Origin of the sequence: Bacillus sp. 0209A (assembly GCF_036765095.1) — a bacterium.
GTDB classification, from domain to species: Bacteria; Bacillota; Bacilli; order Bacillales; family Bacillaceae; genus Bacillus; species Bacillus subtilis_G.
Window position 1 is genome coordinate 546,159 of sequence record NZ_JBAIZV010000001.1, and the last position, 15,984, is coordinate 562,142.

The 15,984-nt window shown below is 42.0% G+C and carries 18 protein-coding genes; 8 read left to right on the forward strand and 10 right to left on the reverse strand.

The annotated features are described in order from the left end of the window. Nucleotides 1-24 precede the first annotated feature (24 nt). Nucleotides 25-174: a YkyA family protein gene (locus tag V6D44_RS02060; RefSeq protein WP_333516298.1), complete on the reverse strand. Its 150-nt coding sequence runs from the start codon at nucleotides 172-174 to the stop codon at nucleotides 25-27. A 141-nt stretch (nucleotides 175-315) separates the two neighbouring features. Then, entirely contained in the window at nucleotides 316-486 is a 171-nt protein-coding gene (locus V6D44_RS02065) for a YkyA family protein (RefSeq protein ID WP_242519920.1), read from the reverse strand. A gap of 425 nt (nucleotides 487-911) precedes the next feature. Here V6D44_RS02065 and V6D44_RS02070 point away from each other — a divergent pair, with 425 nt between their 5' ends. Then, nucleotides 912-1,064, forward strand: a complete 153-nt coding sequence (locus V6D44_RS02070) for a YjcZ family sporulation protein (RefSeq protein ID WP_087992204.1) — start codon at nucleotides 912-914, stop codon at nucleotides 1,062-1,064. A gap of 108 nt (nucleotides 1,065-1,172) precedes the next feature. After that, entirely contained in the window at nucleotides 1,173-1,727 is a 555-nt protein-coding gene (gene def / locus V6D44_RS02075) for a peptide deformylase (RefSeq protein ID WP_202328627.1), read from the forward strand. A 35-nt stretch (nucleotides 1,728-1,762) separates the two neighbouring features. On the opposite strand, the gene V6D44_RS02080 is transcribed toward def, so the two are convergent. Beyond that, entirely contained in the window at nucleotides 1,763-2,536 is a 774-nt protein-coding gene (locus V6D44_RS02080; protein WP_087992206.1) for a Cof-type HAD-IIB family hydrolase, read from the reverse strand. 382 nt (nucleotides 2,537-2,918) lie between these two features. On the opposite strand from V6D44_RS02080, the gene rnpZA reads away from it, so the two are divergent. Together rnpZA and rnjA are read left to right on the forward strand one after the other, a co-directional pair. After that, a complete protein-coding gene (gene rnpZA, locus V6D44_RS02085; RefSeq protein WP_003238840.1) occupies nucleotides 2,919-3,128 on the forward strand; it encodes an RNA polymerase subunit omega 1 in 210 nt (69 codons plus the stop codon). Between the two features lie 5 nt (nucleotides 3,129-3,133). Continuing rightward, complete coding sequence (rnjA, locus tag V6D44_RS02090; RefSeq protein WP_148963702.1) at nucleotides 3,134-4,801, forward strand: ribonuclease J1; 1,668 nt, start codon at nucleotides 3,134-3,136, stop codon at nucleotides 4,799-4,801. Between the two features lie 33 nt (nucleotides 4,802-4,834). Here rnjA and ade read toward each other — a convergent pair whose 3' ends face one another. From ade to abhA, 5 genes are all read right to left on the reverse strand, one after another. Then, entirely contained in the window at nucleotides 4,835-6,568 is a 1,734-nt protein-coding gene (gene ade, locus V6D44_RS02095) for an adenine deaminase (RefSeq protein WP_087992208.1), read from the reverse strand. A gap of 155 nt (nucleotides 6,569-6,723) precedes the next feature. Continuing rightward, nucleotides 6,724-7,389 carry a Ktr system potassium transporter KtrC gene (ktrC, locus tag V6D44_RS02100; protein ID WP_087992209.1) on the reverse strand — a complete coding sequence of 222 codons (666 nt, stop codon included), beginning with the start codon at nucleotides 7,387-7,389 and terminating at the stop codon, nucleotides 6,724-6,726. Between the two features lie 71 nt (nucleotides 7,390-7,460). Beyond that, nucleotides 7,461-8,288, reverse strand: a complete 828-nt coding sequence (locus V6D44_RS02105; protein WP_253269054.1) for a gamma-glutamylcyclotransferase — start codon at nucleotides 8,286-8,288, stop codon at nucleotides 7,461-7,463. 15 nt (nucleotides 8,289-8,303) lie between these two features. Continuing rightward, nucleotides 8,304-9,590, reverse strand: a complete 1,287-nt coding sequence (kinC, locus tag V6D44_RS02110; protein WP_253269053.1) for a two-component sensor histidine kinase KinC — start codon at nucleotides 9,588-9,590, stop codon at nucleotides 8,304-8,306. A gap of 145 nt (nucleotides 9,591-9,735) precedes the next feature. Beyond that, a complete protein-coding gene (gene abhA, locus V6D44_RS02115; RefSeq protein ID WP_087992212.1) occupies nucleotides 9,736-10,014 on the reverse strand; it encodes a transcriptional regulator AbhA in 279 nt (92 codons plus the stop codon). Between the two features lie 284 nt (nucleotides 10,015-10,298). Between abhA and mreBH the strand changes: the two genes are divergently transcribed. The 3 genes from mreBH (at nucleotide 10,299) to V6D44_RS02130 (ending at nucleotide 12,886) form a co-directional block, all read left to right on the forward strand. Continuing rightward, nucleotides 10,299-11,306 (forward strand): cell shape-determining protein MreBH, encoded by a 1,008-nt coding sequence (gene mreBH / locus V6D44_RS02120; RefSeq protein WP_087992213.1) that lies wholly within the window; start codon nucleotides 10,299-10,301, stop codon nucleotides 11,304-11,306. Between the two features lie 101 nt (nucleotides 11,307-11,407). Continuing rightward, on the forward strand, nucleotides 11,408-11,542 hold the full coding sequence (locus V6D44_RS02125) for a protein YkpC (protein ID WP_087992214.1): 135 nt from the start codon (nucleotides 11,408-11,410) through the stop codon (nucleotides 11,540-11,542). Nucleotides 11,543-11,653: 111 nt separating this feature from the next. Then, a complete protein-coding gene (locus V6D44_RS02130) occupies nucleotides 11,654-12,886 on the forward strand; it encodes an aminopeptidase (RefSeq protein WP_087992215.1) in 1,233 nt (410 codons plus the stop codon). A 30-nt stretch (nucleotides 12,887-12,916) separates the two neighbouring features. Here the strand turns inward: V6D44_RS02130 and V6D44_RS02135 are convergent, their stop codons facing one another. Beyond that, nucleotides 12,917-13,828, reverse strand: a complete 912-nt coding sequence (locus V6D44_RS02135) for a ketopantoate reductase family protein (RefSeq protein ID WP_087992216.1) — start codon at nucleotides 13,826-13,828, stop codon at nucleotides 12,917-12,919. Between the two features lie 59 nt (nucleotides 13,829-13,887). Continuing rightward, nucleotides 13,888-15,507 (reverse strand): ABC-F family ATP-binding cassette domain-containing protein, encoded by a 1,620-nt coding sequence (locus V6D44_RS02140; RefSeq protein ID WP_087992217.1) that lies wholly within the window; start codon nucleotides 15,505-15,507, stop codon nucleotides 13,888-13,890. A 181-nt stretch (nucleotides 15,508-15,688) separates the two neighbouring features. On the opposite strand from V6D44_RS02140, the gene V6D44_RS02145 reads away from it, so the two are divergent. After that, nucleotides 15,689-15,958: a hypothetical protein gene (locus V6D44_RS02145; protein WP_087992218.1), complete on the forward strand. Its 270-nt coding sequence runs from the start codon at nucleotides 15,689-15,691 to the stop codon at nucleotides 15,956-15,958. Nucleotides 15,959-15,984: the final 26 nt, after the last annotated feature.

Sequence of the window (15,984 nt, forward strand, 5' to 3'; positions counted from 1 at the left end):
ATGCTTAATATACTTTACTCCATATTACCTAGTAAACAGTTTTTCTTTTTCTTTGTTGTAATCCTCAGCATAAGTATTAAATTCATCCATTTGTTTATGCACTTTTTCATAAACTGAATTTATTTTTTCAATTTGCTCTGCAAGCTGAACGAATGTCGCATTATCTGCTTGTATAAATCTTTGTCACACGAAAAAGCCTTATTCTATTTATGGCACATTGTGTCGATACAGCATATCTCTTTCCTCGAAAGCGATTACACGATTTGCTTTTTCTCTCACTTTCTTATCCTTAATATCTTCAGTTGATTTTTTTGCTCATTCAAATTCTATTTTACAATCAGTAATACTGTCTTTTTCTGCTTCCAAATGTTTCTTGCGCTGGTTTGCATTATTTAATGCCTGATTGGGTATTGAGACAATTTTTGAGTAATAATCTATATTAAAATTAAGCAAACTGTCGCAAAACTTGCGCTCTATATTTTCCATTTTTCATTTTTCATTACCAGTTTTTGTTCTTTTTGAATCGGCTTTTCCACTTATACAGTTTTTCCATTGAATCATGAAGTAATTCAACCGGCTGCTTTCCTCCACAACCTGCAAGCAGTATACTTGCTGCCCCAATTGCTCCCATGCCCAAAAACATGGTTTCAGAAAATTCCCCATATAGAAATTCCACAATTTTGACATTTTCGACTATAGATGCCTAATCGCCATTTGACAATAGCCAAGCTGAAATTACTTTCTTAGGGTCCCCTGATGTGTCTGTCAGTAAATTGTCGAAGATAACCGACCAAAAACTTGAGAAAACAAGGCATATGACCATACAACTTTTTTGTTTTTACATAGGTTATAGTAGACGCTATGCCTACTAATAAAGGCTCTGGCGTAATTTAAAGAGGAGGTTTTGTAATATGTATGGATATGGTTACGGCGGAGGCTGCTGCGGTTATGGTGGTTACGGATATGGCGGAGCAGGATATGGCCGCACATTTGCGTTAATCGTTGTTTTATTCATTCTGTTAATCATTGTCGGAGCTGCTTATTTAGGCGGAGGCTGTTGCTAATTACACAGCATGAACTTGACCAGCCGAGATGGCTGGTCATTTGTTTCATTGCACCTTTGTGAAGAAATCCGATATAATTTACATATTAAGCTTTAGGAGTGAAGTTTCTTGATTACTATGGAAAACATCGTACGTGACGGCCATCCAGCCCTAAGAGAGACAGCCGAACCTGTCGAGCTGCCTCCGGGTGATACAGAAAAACAGCAGCTGGCCGACATGATCGAATTTGTTAAGAACAGCCAAAATCCCGAATTAGCCGAAAAATACAAGCTGCGTCCAGGCGTAGGTCTCGCAGCTCCTCAAATTAATATTAAAAAACGCATGATCGCAGTTCATGCGGAAGATGCTTCCGGAACGTTATACAGCTATGCTTTATTTAATCCAAGGATCGTCAGCCATTCTGTCGAAAAAAGCTACTTAACTAGCGGCGAGGGCTGCCTGTCTGTTGATGAAGCGATTCCAGGCTATGTTCCCCGCCATGCTCGCATCAGAGTAAAAGGAACAACCCTTGAAGGCGAAAACATTGATATTCGTTTAAAAGGATTTCCGGCTATTGTGTTTCAGCATGAGATCGATCATTTGAACGGCGTGATGTTCTATGATTATATTGATAAAGAAAATCCTTTCAAAGAACCTGAAAATGCAATCGCGATTGAACGCTAAAAATAAAAACGGCTGGCACAGTGCCAGCCGTTTCTTTATTTTAAAAGGCCCAATTCTTTGACAGCGTACGCAATTCCATCCTCGTCTACCGGCTTTGTTACAAAATCCGCGATTTCTTTCAATTCAGGTACAGCATTTCCCATAGCTACGCCTGTCCCGACATACTCAATCATTTGCAGATCGTTTAATCCGTCGCCGAAAGCATATGTATCGCTGATAGCAAAAGGAAGACGCTCGATGACTTTTTTAATCCCTTCCGCCTTCGAACCTCCATGCGGAAGAACATCAGTCGAAAGCTCATGCCAGCGCACTAGATCAAATTCAGGAAAAGCGACATAAACCTGTTCTTCTTCATCCTGGCAAAATAAAAGAAGCTGAAAAATTTCTTTTCCTTCATAGAAAAGCTCATCGGTTTCTGGATAATCGGTTTTAAGACTTCCGATTCCCTCCATTACATGAGGATGATCCGCAACAGTCGCTTTCATCGTGTCCTCAGCCATAAACACGACAGGATGTTTGTCCTTTCCCGCCCGCTTTAATAATCGGCTGATTGCCTCTTCAGGCAGTGGATTTTTATAAATCACTTGATTTTCAAAGACAACATACTGCCCATTATAGGAAATAAACGAGTGTATGCCCAGCTCCTCTAAAATCGGCTTAACTAAAAACGGAGACCGCCCGCTGGCAATAAACACATGATGCCCTTGGCGCTGCAGCTCCGCCACCGTTTCCCTCGTACTTTCCGGTATATTTTTGTCATGATCATATATCGTACCGTCAATATCAAAAAAAATTAATTTTGAATCCATTATAACTTCCCCTTTATCGTCTTGATCTGCAATTCCCACCCTCATCATACAAAAAGATTGCCATTCAGCAAACTATTTCGTTCAAAACTCATATTAAATTCCATTAATAACCACGAGAAGTCTTCCATAATCTCCGTATACTATTTGTATAAAAGAACTCTGGACAAGTTATGATGAAAGGAGGAACTAACAAATGCTGCGCAAATTAAGAAAGAAACTCAGAAGACAATGGAACGGAATGCTCCGCAAGAAAGCAATTGCCTGACAAGGGATCTTTCGCTTTTCGAGGGGGCCTTATTTTTCTCAAGGCTTTCCTTATATTCCGTTTTCGAATATAATAGAATAAGCGAGTCTAACATACGGCATTTAAGGAGAGATTTGGATGATTTATAAGGTATTTTATCAAGAAAAGGCTGACGAAGTACCTGTTCGGGAAAAGACAGATTCACTTTATATTGAAGGCGTATCTGAGCGTGACGTCAGAACAAAGCTGAAAGAGAAGAAATTTAATATTGAGTTTATTACACCTGTGAATGGTGCATTTTTAGAATATGAACAACAAAGCGAAAATTTTAAAGTATTGGAGTTATGAGCGGTATGAAATTTGTAAAAAATGATCAGACTGCTGTTTTCGCCCTCGGAGGATTGGGCGAAATCGGTAAAAATACGTACGCAGTACAATTTCAGGATGAGATTGTGCTAATTGATGCGGGGATCAAGTTTCCCGAGGACGAACTGCTCGGCATTGACTACGTTATCCCTGATTACACGTATTTAGTCAAAAATGAAGATAAAATTAAAGGGCTTTTTATCACCCACGGCCATGAAGACCATATCGGCGGTATTCCGTACCTGCTCAGACAAGTGAATATTCCTGTTTACGGCGGTAAACTCGCGATCGGCTTACTTCGGAATAAACTTGAAGAGCATGGATTATTACGACAGACGAAACTGAACATTATCGGTGAGGATGATATCGTAAAATTCCGTAAAACGGCTGTGTCATTCTTCAGAACAACACATAGTATTCCGGATTCCTACGGTATAGTTGTAAAAACGCCGCCCGGAAACATTGTACATACTGGAGATTTTAAATTCGATTTTACTCCAGTCGGTGAGCCGGCAAACTTAACGAAAATGGCCGAAATCGGCAAAGAAGGCGTTCTGTGTCTCCTATCAGACAGCACAAACAGTGAAAACCCGGAGTTCACCATGTCTGAGCGCCGTGTCGGAGAAAGCATTCATGACATTTTCCGCAAGGTGGACGGCCGAGTTATTTTCGCTACATTTGCGTCGAATATTCACCGCTTGCAGCAGGTGATTGAGGCTGCTGTATTAAATGGGAGAAAAGTTGCCGTATTTGGACGCAGTATGGAATCAGCTATCGAAATCGGACAAACGCTCGGTTATATTAGCTGTCCTAAAAATACATTTATTGAGCATAACGAAATCAATCGTTTACCTGCCAATAAAGTAACGATATTATGTACCGGAAGCCAAGGGGAACCGATGGCAGCTTTATCAAGAATTGCAAACGGCACACACCGCCAGATTTCGATTATTCCTGGGGATACAGTCGTATTTTCTTCATCCCCTATCCCAGGAAACACAATCAGCGTGAGCCGTACAATCAATCAGCTGTACCGTGCTGGGGCTGAGGTTATTCACGGGCCTCTTAATGATATCCATACATCCGGTCACGGCGGGCAGGAAGAACAGAAGCTGATGCTTCGTTTAATCAAGCCTAAATTCTTCATGCCGATTCACGGTGAGTACAGAATGCAAAAAATGCATGTCAAGCTTGCAACTGATTGCGGCATCCCTGAAGAAAATTGCTTTATCATGGATAATGGTGAGGTTTTGGCGCTTAAGGGCGATGAAGCTTCAGTTGCCGGTAAAATCCCGTCCGGTTCAGTATACATTGACGGAAGCGGTATCGGTGATATTGGCAATATCGTACTTCGTGACCGCAGAATTCTTTCTGAGGAAGGGCTTGTCATTGTGGTTGTCAGCATTGACATGGAGGACTTTAAGGTTTCAGCGGGACCTGATTTGATTTCCAGAGGGTTTGTTTACATGAGAGAATCTGGCGACTTGATCAATGACGCTCAAGAGCTCATTTCAAACCACTTACAAAAAGTGATGGAACGAAAAACGACTCAATGGTCTGAAATCAAAAACGAGATTACAGATACGCTTGCGCCGTTCTTATACGAAAAAACGAAACGCCGTCCGATGATCCTTCCGATCATTATGGAGGTTTAAAAAAAGATGCACTCCAAAGTGAGTGCATCTTTTTTATTGCAGTGTTATGTGCTGAAATGACTTTACATCAAATAATCCTGTTGTTGTCATTTTAATGTCAGGAATGACAGGCAAAGCTAAAAACGACAGCGTCAAAAATGGATTAAACTCGCCTGTGAAACCGACTGACGACAATTGATCATGCAGCGTCAGCAAGCTTTGATTCACCTGCTCCGCAGATTGGTCTGATAGTAACCCCGCAATCGGCAGCGGTACTGAATGAAGCTCTTCTCCATTTTTTATAATCGTTAATCCTCCGCCAATTTCCTGCAGCTTATTAACTGCAGCCGCAATATCGGCATCATTTGTCCCAACGGCAATAATATTATGGGAATCGTGCGAAATGCTTGTGGCAATCGCTCCGCTCTTGAATCCAAATCCTTTCACAACACCAAGACCGGTTTCTTTTAACCCTTTATGCCGCTCAACAACTGCAATCTTTAACAAATCGAGCTCAGTGTCAGGCTCAAAAACATGGGCATCAGGAGACGGCACACGCACCAACCGTGTTTCAAGCTGATTAGGAATGATTTGAATCACATGGATTTGCCGCTTTGAATCGATTGGCATATTTAAATTCTGTTTGTTAAGAGGAGCAGCAAGCTTAACAGAATCAAGCAGTGCCGGTTCTGGTGCGGGAGCTGAAGCGCTATCGTGATAGACTGCTTCGCCTCCTTCAGCAACAGTCTGCCCATGTACCATTGTCTTTGTGACAGTGACGTTTCCCAGATCAGAAACAAAAAGCAAATCAGCATCAAAACCCGGAGCAATCGCTCCCTTTGTATCTAATCCGTAGCATTCAGCTGCATTGAGGCTCCCTAATTGATAGGCTAAAAACGGGTCAAGTCCGGCTTGAATCGCCATTTTCACCTGATGATTCACACTTCCCTCTGACAATAAATCATCCACATGCTTATCATCCGTACAGAAGAAGAAACGGCGTGCATTCTTTTCATTCACCGCCGGGAGCACATTGAGAGTGTTTTTTGCGACTGATCCCTCACGCATCATGACATACATTCCTCTTCTAATACGATCAAGCGCTTCTTCCTTCGTCGTTACTTCATGATCATTTAAGACAAATGCTGTTCTATAAATGTTAATGAGGTCTGTCGTTAAACCCGCTAAATGACCGTCAACCCGCTTTCCTGCAATACGGGCATCGAGCAGTTTCTGAACCATATCTTCTTCAGCCTGCTGAACTGATACATAGTCCATGACTTCAGCTAGCCCTAAGACTTCTTTCTCTTCGTAAAAAGGCTTTAAATCGGCAGCTTTAAGAACTGCGCCTGATCGCTCAAAGCTTGCGGCAGGCACACTGGAGGGAAGCATAAAATGAATATTCAGCGGTGTTTGCCGAGCCTGTTCAATCATAAATGCAATCCCTTTTTCACCAGACACATTCGCGATCTCATGCGGATCGGTAACAACTGTCGTCACACCATGCGGCAATACCGCTTTAGCGAACTCAATCGGTGTAACCATTGATGACTCAATATGTACATGTCCATCAATAAAACCCGGAACAATCATTTGTCCCTCTGCATCAATGTTATTTTCGCCTTCATACTCGCCGAGGCCTACAATGACTCCGTCCGTAATCGCAATATCTTCATAAATCCACTCTTGATTAAATACGTCCATGATTTTTCCGTTCTTAATGACGATATCAGCTTTTTGTCTTCGGGCTGAAGCATTCAGCCTATTCACCAGCACTTCTTTATTCAAATAGGCCCCTCCTCTTTTTTATTATATGGTACAACATGCTATCGGAACGCCTGTGCTTAGTCAATAAAATTTTAAGAAATTGCCGCTCACTTCATTAAAGTTGTTATATTCTGATAATATGAAAAACCGCCCTTTGGGGACGGTTTGTCTTACTGCTATTTTGTATAAAGAACTCTTTTTTCAAAACGGGAAATGTCTGTAACAGAACCAATAACGATGAGGATATCTTCTCGATGGATGACTTCGGTCGCAAGCGGCGACACGATGACTTCCTTGCCTCTTTTAATGGCTACAATGTTAATCCCGTATTTCGCACGGATATCTAAATCAAGAAGCGTATTTCCGGCCAGGCGGCTGTTGGCTACGATTTCAACTAGACTATGCTCTTCAGACAGTTCCAAATAATCAAGTACGTTGTTGGACACGATGTTATGCGCAATTCGTTTTGCCATATCGCGTTCCGGGTGGACGATGTGGTCCGCACCGATTTTAGAAAGCACTTTTTCGTGATAATCGTTCTGTGCCTTCACTGTAATGGTATGAACGCCCAGTTCTTTCAGAATGAGAGTCGTTAAAATACTCGCCTGGATATTTTCACCGATTGCTACAATAACATGGTCAAAATTTCGCAGACCTAAGTTTTTCAGGACAGATTCGTCTGTTGAATCACCGATAACGGCGTGAGATGCGATCTTGGCATACTCGTTGACTTTATCCTCATCGATATCCATCGCCATAACCTCGACGCCTTCCTCGCTTAATGCTTTGCAAATACTGCCACCAAAACGGCCCAGTCCAATTACCGCAAATTCTTTTTTCATAGTGGTGCTCCTTTACCTAACATCATATTGAACAAATTTTATCATATTCTTTTGTAACAGTGTTAATTTCGTTATTCTTTTGGCAGCGAATTCATATGCCGCTTGAGCTTTTCAGCAAACCCCGGTGATAAATACATCTCCGCTCCCCGTTCAATTTCCATCTGATAGTGCTGAGGCGGAGCGGTTTCCGCTTCTTTTTGGAGGACGAGAAAGGTTAAGCAATCTGTGTAGCGCCTTCCGCCTGCTTCAACGTCTACAAATGCAGGCCGATACGTAAGAGATGCAACGCCCTCCCTTTTATATAGATAGGTGAGAGCGGAAAAAGGAATGCGATATAAAACGCCTTCTGTTGTTCCTCCGTCTTCCATCATATCCGCTCTTGAGCCGTCTTCCCTTTTTAGAGTGAAGCGGGTTGTGTACCCTTTTAAAACAGCTCCTCCCACTGGATCTTGAAAATAGTGATCGACTCCCGCCTTTTGAAAGCGGGCATTGTCCATGCAGGACCCATAGGCAAAATAATAAACAGGATTTTGCGATTTGCTGATCATCTGATGTGCTTTCCAGTCACCGCTGCTTATTTTCGGAAAGCCGGCACACACGTCATTGTTCATAAAATAAACAAGCGCTTTTTTGATTCCGGCATCCGTTTCTACAAGCGCTGTTTGTTTTTCATAGCCTTGATAAAATTGATCGAGCTTATGTATACACCATTCATCTGCTTCATATAACTCGCCGCATATATAACCTTCATCTTCAAAAACAGCTGCGGGTCCCTCATTTGCAGCAAACAGACATCCCTTCGTTCTGGCCTGCTCATTGATACATGCCGATTGTGCAAGCAGATGATGATTCTTTTCATGTTTTCTCAATGTCCCGTATACAAAGAGAAGCGAGTTCATCTTATTTTCCCCCTCTCAGCTGTCTGATTTGAAAGGCAAAACAACTTGAAAGACACTGCCTTTTCCAGCTTCACTTTCGATTTTCAATTCTCCGTCATGTTCCTTCAGGATTCTTAAACAAATGGCAAGTCCGAGTCCGGTGCCCTTTTCCTTTGTTGAATAAAAAGGTTTGCCAATCTGCTTAAGCTTTTCCTGCGGCATGCCATTTCCTTCATCTTTGACGCTTATCACGGCGTGAGAGGCTGTCTTAGCAGTCGAAATGGTAACGATACCGCCTTTTGGCATTGCCTCAATCCCATTTTTAATGATATTGATAAAGACCTGCTTCAGCTGATTCTCATCCCCGTTAATGATACAGCTATCTGTCTCTTCGAAATTTTTTTCTATGACGATATTGGACAGAATAGCATTGGTATCAAGCAATGTCGTGACTTGTGTCAGGATCTCATTGAGTTGATGCATTTTAAATGTGACCGCCTGCGGTTTTGCAAGCAGCAACAGCTCGCCGAGCACCAAATCGATTCTTTTAATCTCTGAAAAGATGATGTCAAAATAGCCCTTTCTGTCGGGATATTGTGTTTTCATAATCTGAAGGAAACCGCTGACAGAGGTTAAAGGGTTTCTGACTTCATGTGCAATACCGGCGGCAAGTTCACTTGTGATTGACAGTTTCTGTGATTCTCTCGCCAACCGTTCATTAATCTCAATGAGCTCATCTTCAGCCTCTTTCCGCTCAGTGATATCTGACATTGTTCCCAAGCTGCCTGTAAATTGGTCATCCCGATCGTAATAAAGTTTATAATGAACTTCTCCCCAAAAAATCGTGCCGTTCTTTGTCACGTATTTTGCAGTAAACATACCAGATGACGCTTGGTTTTGGATTTGGGTGTTGATGTGGTCGGCTACGTGTTTTTCTTTTATGAAGTAATCATTATACATCGTTCCCATACATTCATTGATTGAAAAGCCGGTTATGGATGCCCACGCTTGATTTAAATATGTAATTTCGCCTTTTGCATTCGTTTGAAATACGATTTCCTGCAAATTATCCATGATGCGGTTTTTTTCCTCAGAAAGCTGTTTATACTTCCATTCATTATCCTTCATTGTCTTAACCAGCTGCTGTTTCTCATCAATATAATAAGCCAGCATCCAGACACTTGCTAACGTGACTGCAGTATACACAATATCAACAGGCCAATTAATCGGGTTTTTGCCTATAAAATAAAATAAATAATCCCAAAACATAATAAAAATCATTGCCAAGATGATGGAAATGATACGTGCTTGATATTTTCTCATATGACCACCTGCCGCTTGTGTTTCTCTATTTATTGTACCATTCTTCGACAAATAATTGAGTAAAATATGTAAAGTATCCCAAATCATTCATCACCTGAGGCAAAAAAGGCGGAGATTGTATCTCTCCGCCTTTTTCAACATCATATTATTCTTTTAGAGCGGCTTGAATTTCTTCGAGAAGCAGCTGTGCACCCTCAGGGCTTAACGTAATTTTACCGTTGCCGTATTCAGTATTTTCTGAAGTGATTTCTCCGGTCATTAAACAAACGCCATGAGGTTTATACTTTTTCAAGATAATTTTATCTCCGTCAACAAAAAACTCAATGCTGTCTTTTATAGCAATATCCAGTGCTCGTCTTAATTCTATCGGCATGACAATGCGCCCTAATTCATCTACTTTTCTCACAACACCTATTGATTTCATAAAAAACCCTTCTTCCTTTAAATGTTTCTTTTCTCATGTAATGTTTAAGGATGCACCTCAATATATCGTAGACGTATGAAACTAAGAAAAAGTTTCCCGCTTTCTATAAGAATCACAAGATATTTTTACCATAAAACCGAAAAATGTATTACTTCTGTTACACAGTTCCGTGATTTTTTACAAAAACATTTCTTTCCCGACGAACACCCCCAAAAATCGCTTCATTTCTTAGAAACTTTAAATGTAGAATCATATAAAATCAGGATAGAGATTGGGTGAATAACATGTTTCAATCAACTGAAATCGGGATTGACTTAGGAACAGCTAATATACTTGTTTACAGCAAAAATAAAGGGATTATTTTAAATGAACCATCTGTTGTCGCAGTGGATACAACGACTAAAGCAGTGCTTGCAATCGGGGCTGACGCGAAAAACATGATCGGCAAAACGCCGGGAAAAATTGTCGCTGTCAGACCAATGAAAGATGGCGTTATCGCAGACTATGATATGACAACCGATTTGCTAAAGCACATTATGAAAAAAGCCGGAAAAAGCATCGGCATGTCGTTCAGAAAACCGAACGTAGTCGTTTGCACACCGTCAGGCTCAACAGCAGTAGAACGCCGCGCCATCAGTGATGCGGTGAAAAATTGCGGCGCGAAAAACGTCCATTTAATTGAAGAGCCAGTAGCGGCCGCCATCGGAGCGGATTTACCTGTCGATGAGCCGGTTGCCAATGTGGTGGTAGATATCGGCGGAGGAACAACAGAAGTCGCCATCATCTCCTTCGGCGGTGTTGTTTCCTGCCACTCTATCAGAATCGGCGGAGACCAGCTTGATGAAGATATCGTTTCCTTCGTCCGGAAAAAATACAATTTGCTGATTGGCGAACGGACAGCTGAGCAGGTAAAAATGGAAATTGGACATGCACTGATTGAGCATGTGCCGGAAGCAATGGAAATTCGGGGACGCGACCTCGTAACAGGCCTTCCAAAAACCATTATGCTTCAATCTAATGAAATTCAAGACGCAATGCGTGAATCTCTCCTCCATATTCTTGAAGCCATCAGAGCTACACTTGAGGACTGCCCGCCTGAATTGAGCGGAGATATTGTTGACCGCGGCGTTATTTTAACAGGCGGCGGCGCGCTTCTTAACGGGATTAAAGAATGGCTCACAGAAGAGATTGTAGTGCCTGTACACGTGGCGCAAAATCCGCTTGAATCTGTGGCAATCGGCACAGGCCGTTCTTTAGAAGTGATCGATAAGCTTCAAAAGGCGATTAAATAGTCTTTTCCTTCAAAAAATCTCACACGCAGCAAATTTCTTGCTTCTTTTTTCCTCACTCCCTTCATATTGTGGGAAATGGAGAAACTTTAAGGAGGAAACAGATGCTAAGAGATTTAGGAAGAAGAGTAGCGATCGCAGCCATTTTAAGCGGAATCATTCTTGGAGGCATGAGCATTTCTTTGGCCAACATGCCCCATTCGCCTGGAGGCGGCACTGTAAAACTGAATCATCCGTAATATCGAAAGACCCAAGACATGTTGTTTTGGGTTTTTCACTTTAGCCTCCTTTCTTTCCTTTATAGGATCATATTTGATATGATGAGAAAAAAGCTCGAGGAGGAATGATTCATGGATTCATTTTCACAGAAATTAAATACATATGCGCAGCTTGCGGTAGAGGTCGGCGTAAACGTCCAAAAAGGCCAGTATGTAGTCGTAAATGCTTCAACAGACGTACGGGATTTTGTCCGCTTAATTGTGAAACATGCATATGAAAAAGGTGCCAAAAATGTCACGGTGAATTGGCAGGATGACGAAGTCGCCAAATTAAAATATGAACTCGCACCTTTTGAAGCATTTGAAGAATACCCTGAATGGGAAGCAAAAGGCAGAGAAGAGCTTGCTAAAAAAGGAGCCGCTTTCATCTCTGTTGTGTCGTCAAACCCAGACTTACTAAAAGGTGCAGATTCCAAACGGATCGCTGCATTCCAAAAAGCAGCAGGCAAGGCATTACATACATACAGACAATATATTCAATCGGACAAAGTCAGCTGGACTGTCGTAGGTGCGGCATCAGCGGGCTGGGCCCAAAAAGTCTTTCCTGGCCAATCAGAAGAGGAAGCGACTCAGCTTCTGTGGGAAGAAATTTTTAAAGCAACGCGCGTAAACGAAGACAATCCGGTTCAAGCGTGGTTCAAGCATGATCAAAATCTTCATGAAAAAGTTGACCATTTGAACGAGAGACATTACACTGCTTTACACTATCTAGCAGAAGGAACTGATTTAACCATTAAGCTGCCTAGAAAGCATGTTTGGGCTGGTGCGGGAAGCGTGAGTGAAAGCGGCCATGAGTTTATGGCCAATATGCCGACAGAAGAAGTATTCACGCTGCCGCAAAAAGATGGGGTCGACGGAGTCGTATCGAGCACAAAACCGCTAAGCTACGGCGGAAATATTATTGAAAACTTCACCCTCACATTTGAAAATGGCCGTATAGTCGACATTAAAGCCGAAAAAGGAGAGGACATTTTAAAAGAACTAGTGGAAACAGATGAGGGTTCTCACTATTTAGGTGAAGTGGCACTTGTTCCTTACGATTCGCCTATATCACAATCAAATATTCTTTTCTATAACACATTGTTTGATGAAAACGCGTCAAACCATTTGGCGATCGGCAGCGCCTACGCCTTTAACATTGAAGGCGGAAAGCAGATGTCTCGTGAGGAACTTGTCAAAGAGGGCTTAAATGAAAGCATTACACACGTGGACTTTATGATTGGTTCTCCGGATATGAATATTGACGGCATTACGGCAGACGGAAAAAGAGAGCCTATCTTCAGAAATGGGAATTGGGCTTTTTAAATAAACAAAAGGAGGCTTTTCGCCTCCTTTTTATTTTTCTGCTTCATACATTTGCAGATTGGCATACACCGTTTCTAATATGGGTGCTGCAAGAGATAAACGCTTTGCTTTTTCAAGTAAAAAGCCATGCAGGTGGTTACCTTCAGTCGTTTGTCCGTTTTCCATATCCCGAAGCATAGAGGATTTCATATGGTAAGACATGCTTGTCATCGTTCGGAAGCTCTCTTCCTCAAGATCCGGATCAGCCGGAACACCCTCTTTTCGCAAAATAGCGCCAATTTCTCCAATAAGGGCTTGGGCCGTGTGACGTCCGCCTTCTGTTTCGAGGATTGGGCCAAGCGGTCTTTGAAATAACGTTGTGATCCCTGCTTGCGCCGAAATAAACAGATACTTTTTCCAAATGTCCTTCTCGATATGCCCGCTGATGATGACGTCTGCTTTCACGCCTGAAAATGCCTCTTCAATCACTGTTATTCGTTCCGTACGCTCACCGTTCCATTCTCCGAATACAAAACGATGTGATGCGCTCGTATGATGAATTTCCCCCTTGTTGTCTAAGGCACTTTCTATAAAACACAAACCGCCCAGCACCTGTTCTTTTGAAAGTGCCGTAAACAGCTGCTCATAATGGCGGTACCCGTTTAAAAAAGGTATAATGACAGATTCCCGATTGATAAACGGTTTGACATCATCTATTACTTGCTCAAGTGAATAGGCTTTAGAAGCAATGATAACGACGTCAAACTGCCCTGTTTCTCCAGCACTGATTAATGCGGGCTGAAATGATATATCCCCTTTTTCACTATGGATGACAAGCCCGGTTTCTTTAAGCTGCTCAGCTCTTTTTTGGCGTACGAGAAATGTCACATCATTGCCTTTCTCTGCAAGCCGTCCGCCAATATACCCGCCTACTCCTCCTGCTCCGACAACCAAAAATTTCATGTTGTATCTCCTTTCAACTCTATGTATCAAAAAAAGCAGAGGAATCTCTGCTTTTTTGATTACGCGTAAAGTTCAGCCAGTTTTTTCTGCACATCAGCATTTGCAAGGAACTCATCATAACTCATTTGCTTATCGACGATGCCGTTAGGTGTAATTTCGATAATTCTGTTGGCAATAGTCTGTACAAACTGATGGTCATGGGATGTAAACAGCATAGCCCCTTTAAAGCTGATTAAACCGTTATTGAGCGCTGTAATGGATTCTAAGTCTAAATGGTTGGTCGGCTCATCCAAAATTAAAATATTGGCGCCGGAAAGCATCGCTTTGGACAGCATACAGCGAACCTTTTCTCCCCCAGATAGTACGTTTGATTTTTTGTGGACTTCTTCTCCTGAGAACAGCATCCGTCCTAAGAAACCGCGTAAAAAGCTCTCACTTTGGTCATGAGGAGAATATTGGCGAAGCCAGTCTACAAGATTTAGATCACTGCCTTCGAAATATTCGCTGTTGTCTTTTGGAAAATACGCTTGAGATGTCGTTACGCCCCATTTAAACGTTCCGCTGTCAGCTTCCATTTCCCCGGAAATGATTTTAAACAGCGTGGTAACAGCCAGTTCGTTGCGGCCAGTGAAAGCAATTTTATCTTCTCTATTCATAATAAAGCTGACATTGTCAAGCACCTTTACGCCATCGATTGTTTTCGTTAAGCCCTCCACCTGAAGAACATCATTTCCGATTTCCCGTTCTGGTGTAAAGTTAACGTAAGGATAGCGGCGGGAAGACGGTTTAATATCATCGAGCGTAATTTTTTCGAGAAGTTTCTTTCTTGATGTTGCCTGCTTAGATTTAGACGCGTTGGCGCTGAATCTAGCGACAAACTCTTGAAGCTGTTTAATTTGCTCTTCTTTTTTCTTGTTCGCTTCTTGAGAAAGCTTTAACGCCAGCTGGCTCGATTCATACCAGAAATCATAGTTTCCGACATAGATTTGGATCTTATTAAAATCAAGGTCAGCAATGTGCGTACACACTTTATTTAAGAAGTGACGGTCATGGGATACCACAATAACTGTGTTTTCAAAGTTAATCAGAAACTCTTCCAGCCACTGAATGGCCTGAAGGTCCAAGTGGTTCGTCGGCTCATCAAGCAGCAGAACATCCGGCTTTCCGAATAATGCCTGTGCCAAGAGAACTTTTACTTTCTCTGAACCGCCAAGGTCTTCCATCTTCTTCGTATGAAGATCTTCTGAGATACCAAGGCCTTTTAAAAGAATCGCAGCTTCACTTTCGGCTTCCCATCCGTTCAGCTCTGCAAATTCACCTTCGAGCTCTGCCGCACGAATTCCATCCTCATCTGAGAAATCAGGCTTCATGTAAATGGCGTCTTTCTCCTGCATGACTTCATACAGGCGTTTGTGGCCCATAATGACCACTTTCAGCACTTCATACTCTTCGTACTCAAAATGGTTCTGCTTCAAGATGGCAAGACGCTCTCCAGGACTCATATGGACATCGCCTGTCTGAGGATCGATTTCGCCAGATAGCACTTTCAGAAACGTTGATTTACCGGCACCATTTGCACCAATTAACCCATAGCAGTTGCCTGGGGTAAATTTAATATTGACATCTTCAAATAACTTGCGATCCGCAAACCGCAAGCTTACATTATTTACAGCAATCATTTATTATCCTCCATCATGTCTATCATCAATAAAAGTATACCATGAATGCTGGGCAAGAGAAATGATTCCCTGATAAATCGGAGAGAAAACACTTATACACTCAATGCTGCCAGCTATGTTACAATAAAGCAGAGAGGATACATCCAGCCGGGAAAATTACACACTCTCATGGAGGAACACGTTGAAGCTTTTAACACTTACTGAATACTGCTTATTGATCTTTTTTACGGGCTTTTACCTTGCCGTAACAGGCTTTACCGCTAAAGATATCGGCTTATATATTGGCATAGCCCTCATTTACATATTTTCACATATTTTTTCTAAACGACTTTTAGAAAAGCGTGGCAAAGAAAACAAACAGGTTCATCTTTTCTTCAGCGTGCTGGCCATTATCGGTTCAGTGTTTATCACGGTATTATGCATTGCATTAGTCGCTTCTTTTTCAAATTAAAAAACGCCTGCTGTCCCAAGGCCAGC

What these genes read in the sequence shown, in the direction of transcription:
- V6D44_RS02065 (WP_242519920.1), bottom strand. Translation starts at nt 486, where the DNA reads ATGGAAAATATAGAGCGCAAGTTTTGCGACAGTTTGCTTAATTTTAAT.
- V6D44_RS02070 (WP_087992204.1), top strand. Translation starts at nt 912, where the DNA reads ATGTATGGATATGGTTACGGCGGAGGCTGCTGCGGTTATGGTGGTTAC.
- V6D44_RS02080 (WP_087992206.1), bottom strand. Translation starts at nt 2,536, where the DNA reads ATGGATTCAAAATTAATTTTTTTTGATATTGACGGTACGATATATGAT.
- rnpZA (WP_003238840.1), top strand. Translation starts at nt 2,919, where the DNA reads ATGATTTATAAGGTATTTTATCAAGAAAAGGCTGACGAAGTACCTGTT.
- rnjA (WP_148963702.1), top strand. Translation starts at nt 3,134, where the DNA reads ATGAAATTTGTAAAAAATGATCAGACTGCTGTTTTCGCCCTCGGAGGA.
- ktrC (WP_087992209.1), bottom strand. Translation starts at nt 7,389, where the DNA reads ATGAAAAAAGAATTTGCGGTAATTGGACTGGGCCGTTTTGGTGGCAGT.
- V6D44_RS02105 (WP_253269054.1), bottom strand. Translation starts at nt 8,288, where the DNA reads ATGAACTCGCTTCTCTTTGTATACGGGACATTGAGAAAACATGAAAAG.
- kinC (WP_253269053.1), bottom strand. Translation starts at nt 9,590, where the DNA reads ATGAGAAAATATCAAGCACGTATCATTTCCATCATCTTGGCAATGATT.
- abhA (WP_087992212.1), bottom strand. Translation starts at nt 10,014, where the DNA reads ATGAAATCAATAGGTGTTGTGAGAAAAGTAGATGAATTAGGGCGCATT.
- mreBH (WP_087992213.1), top strand. Translation starts at nt 10,299, where the DNA reads ATGTTTCAATCAACTGAAATCGGGATTGACTTAGGAACAGCTAATATA.
- V6D44_RS02125 (WP_087992214.1), top strand. Translation starts at nt 11,408, where the DNA reads ATGCTAAGAGATTTAGGAAGAAGAGTAGCGATCGCAGCCATTTTAAGC.
- V6D44_RS02130 (WP_087992215.1), top strand. Translation starts at nt 11,654, where the DNA reads ATGGATTCATTTTCACAGAAATTAAATACATATGCGCAGCTTGCGGTA.
- V6D44_RS02135 (WP_087992216.1), bottom strand. Translation starts at nt 13,828, where the DNA reads ATGAAATTTTTGGTTGTCGGAGCAGGAGGAGTAGGCGGGTATATTGGC.
- V6D44_RS02140 (WP_087992217.1), bottom strand. Translation starts at nt 15,507, where the DNA reads ATGATTGCTGTAAATAATGTAAGCTTGCGGTTTGCGGATCGCAAGTTA.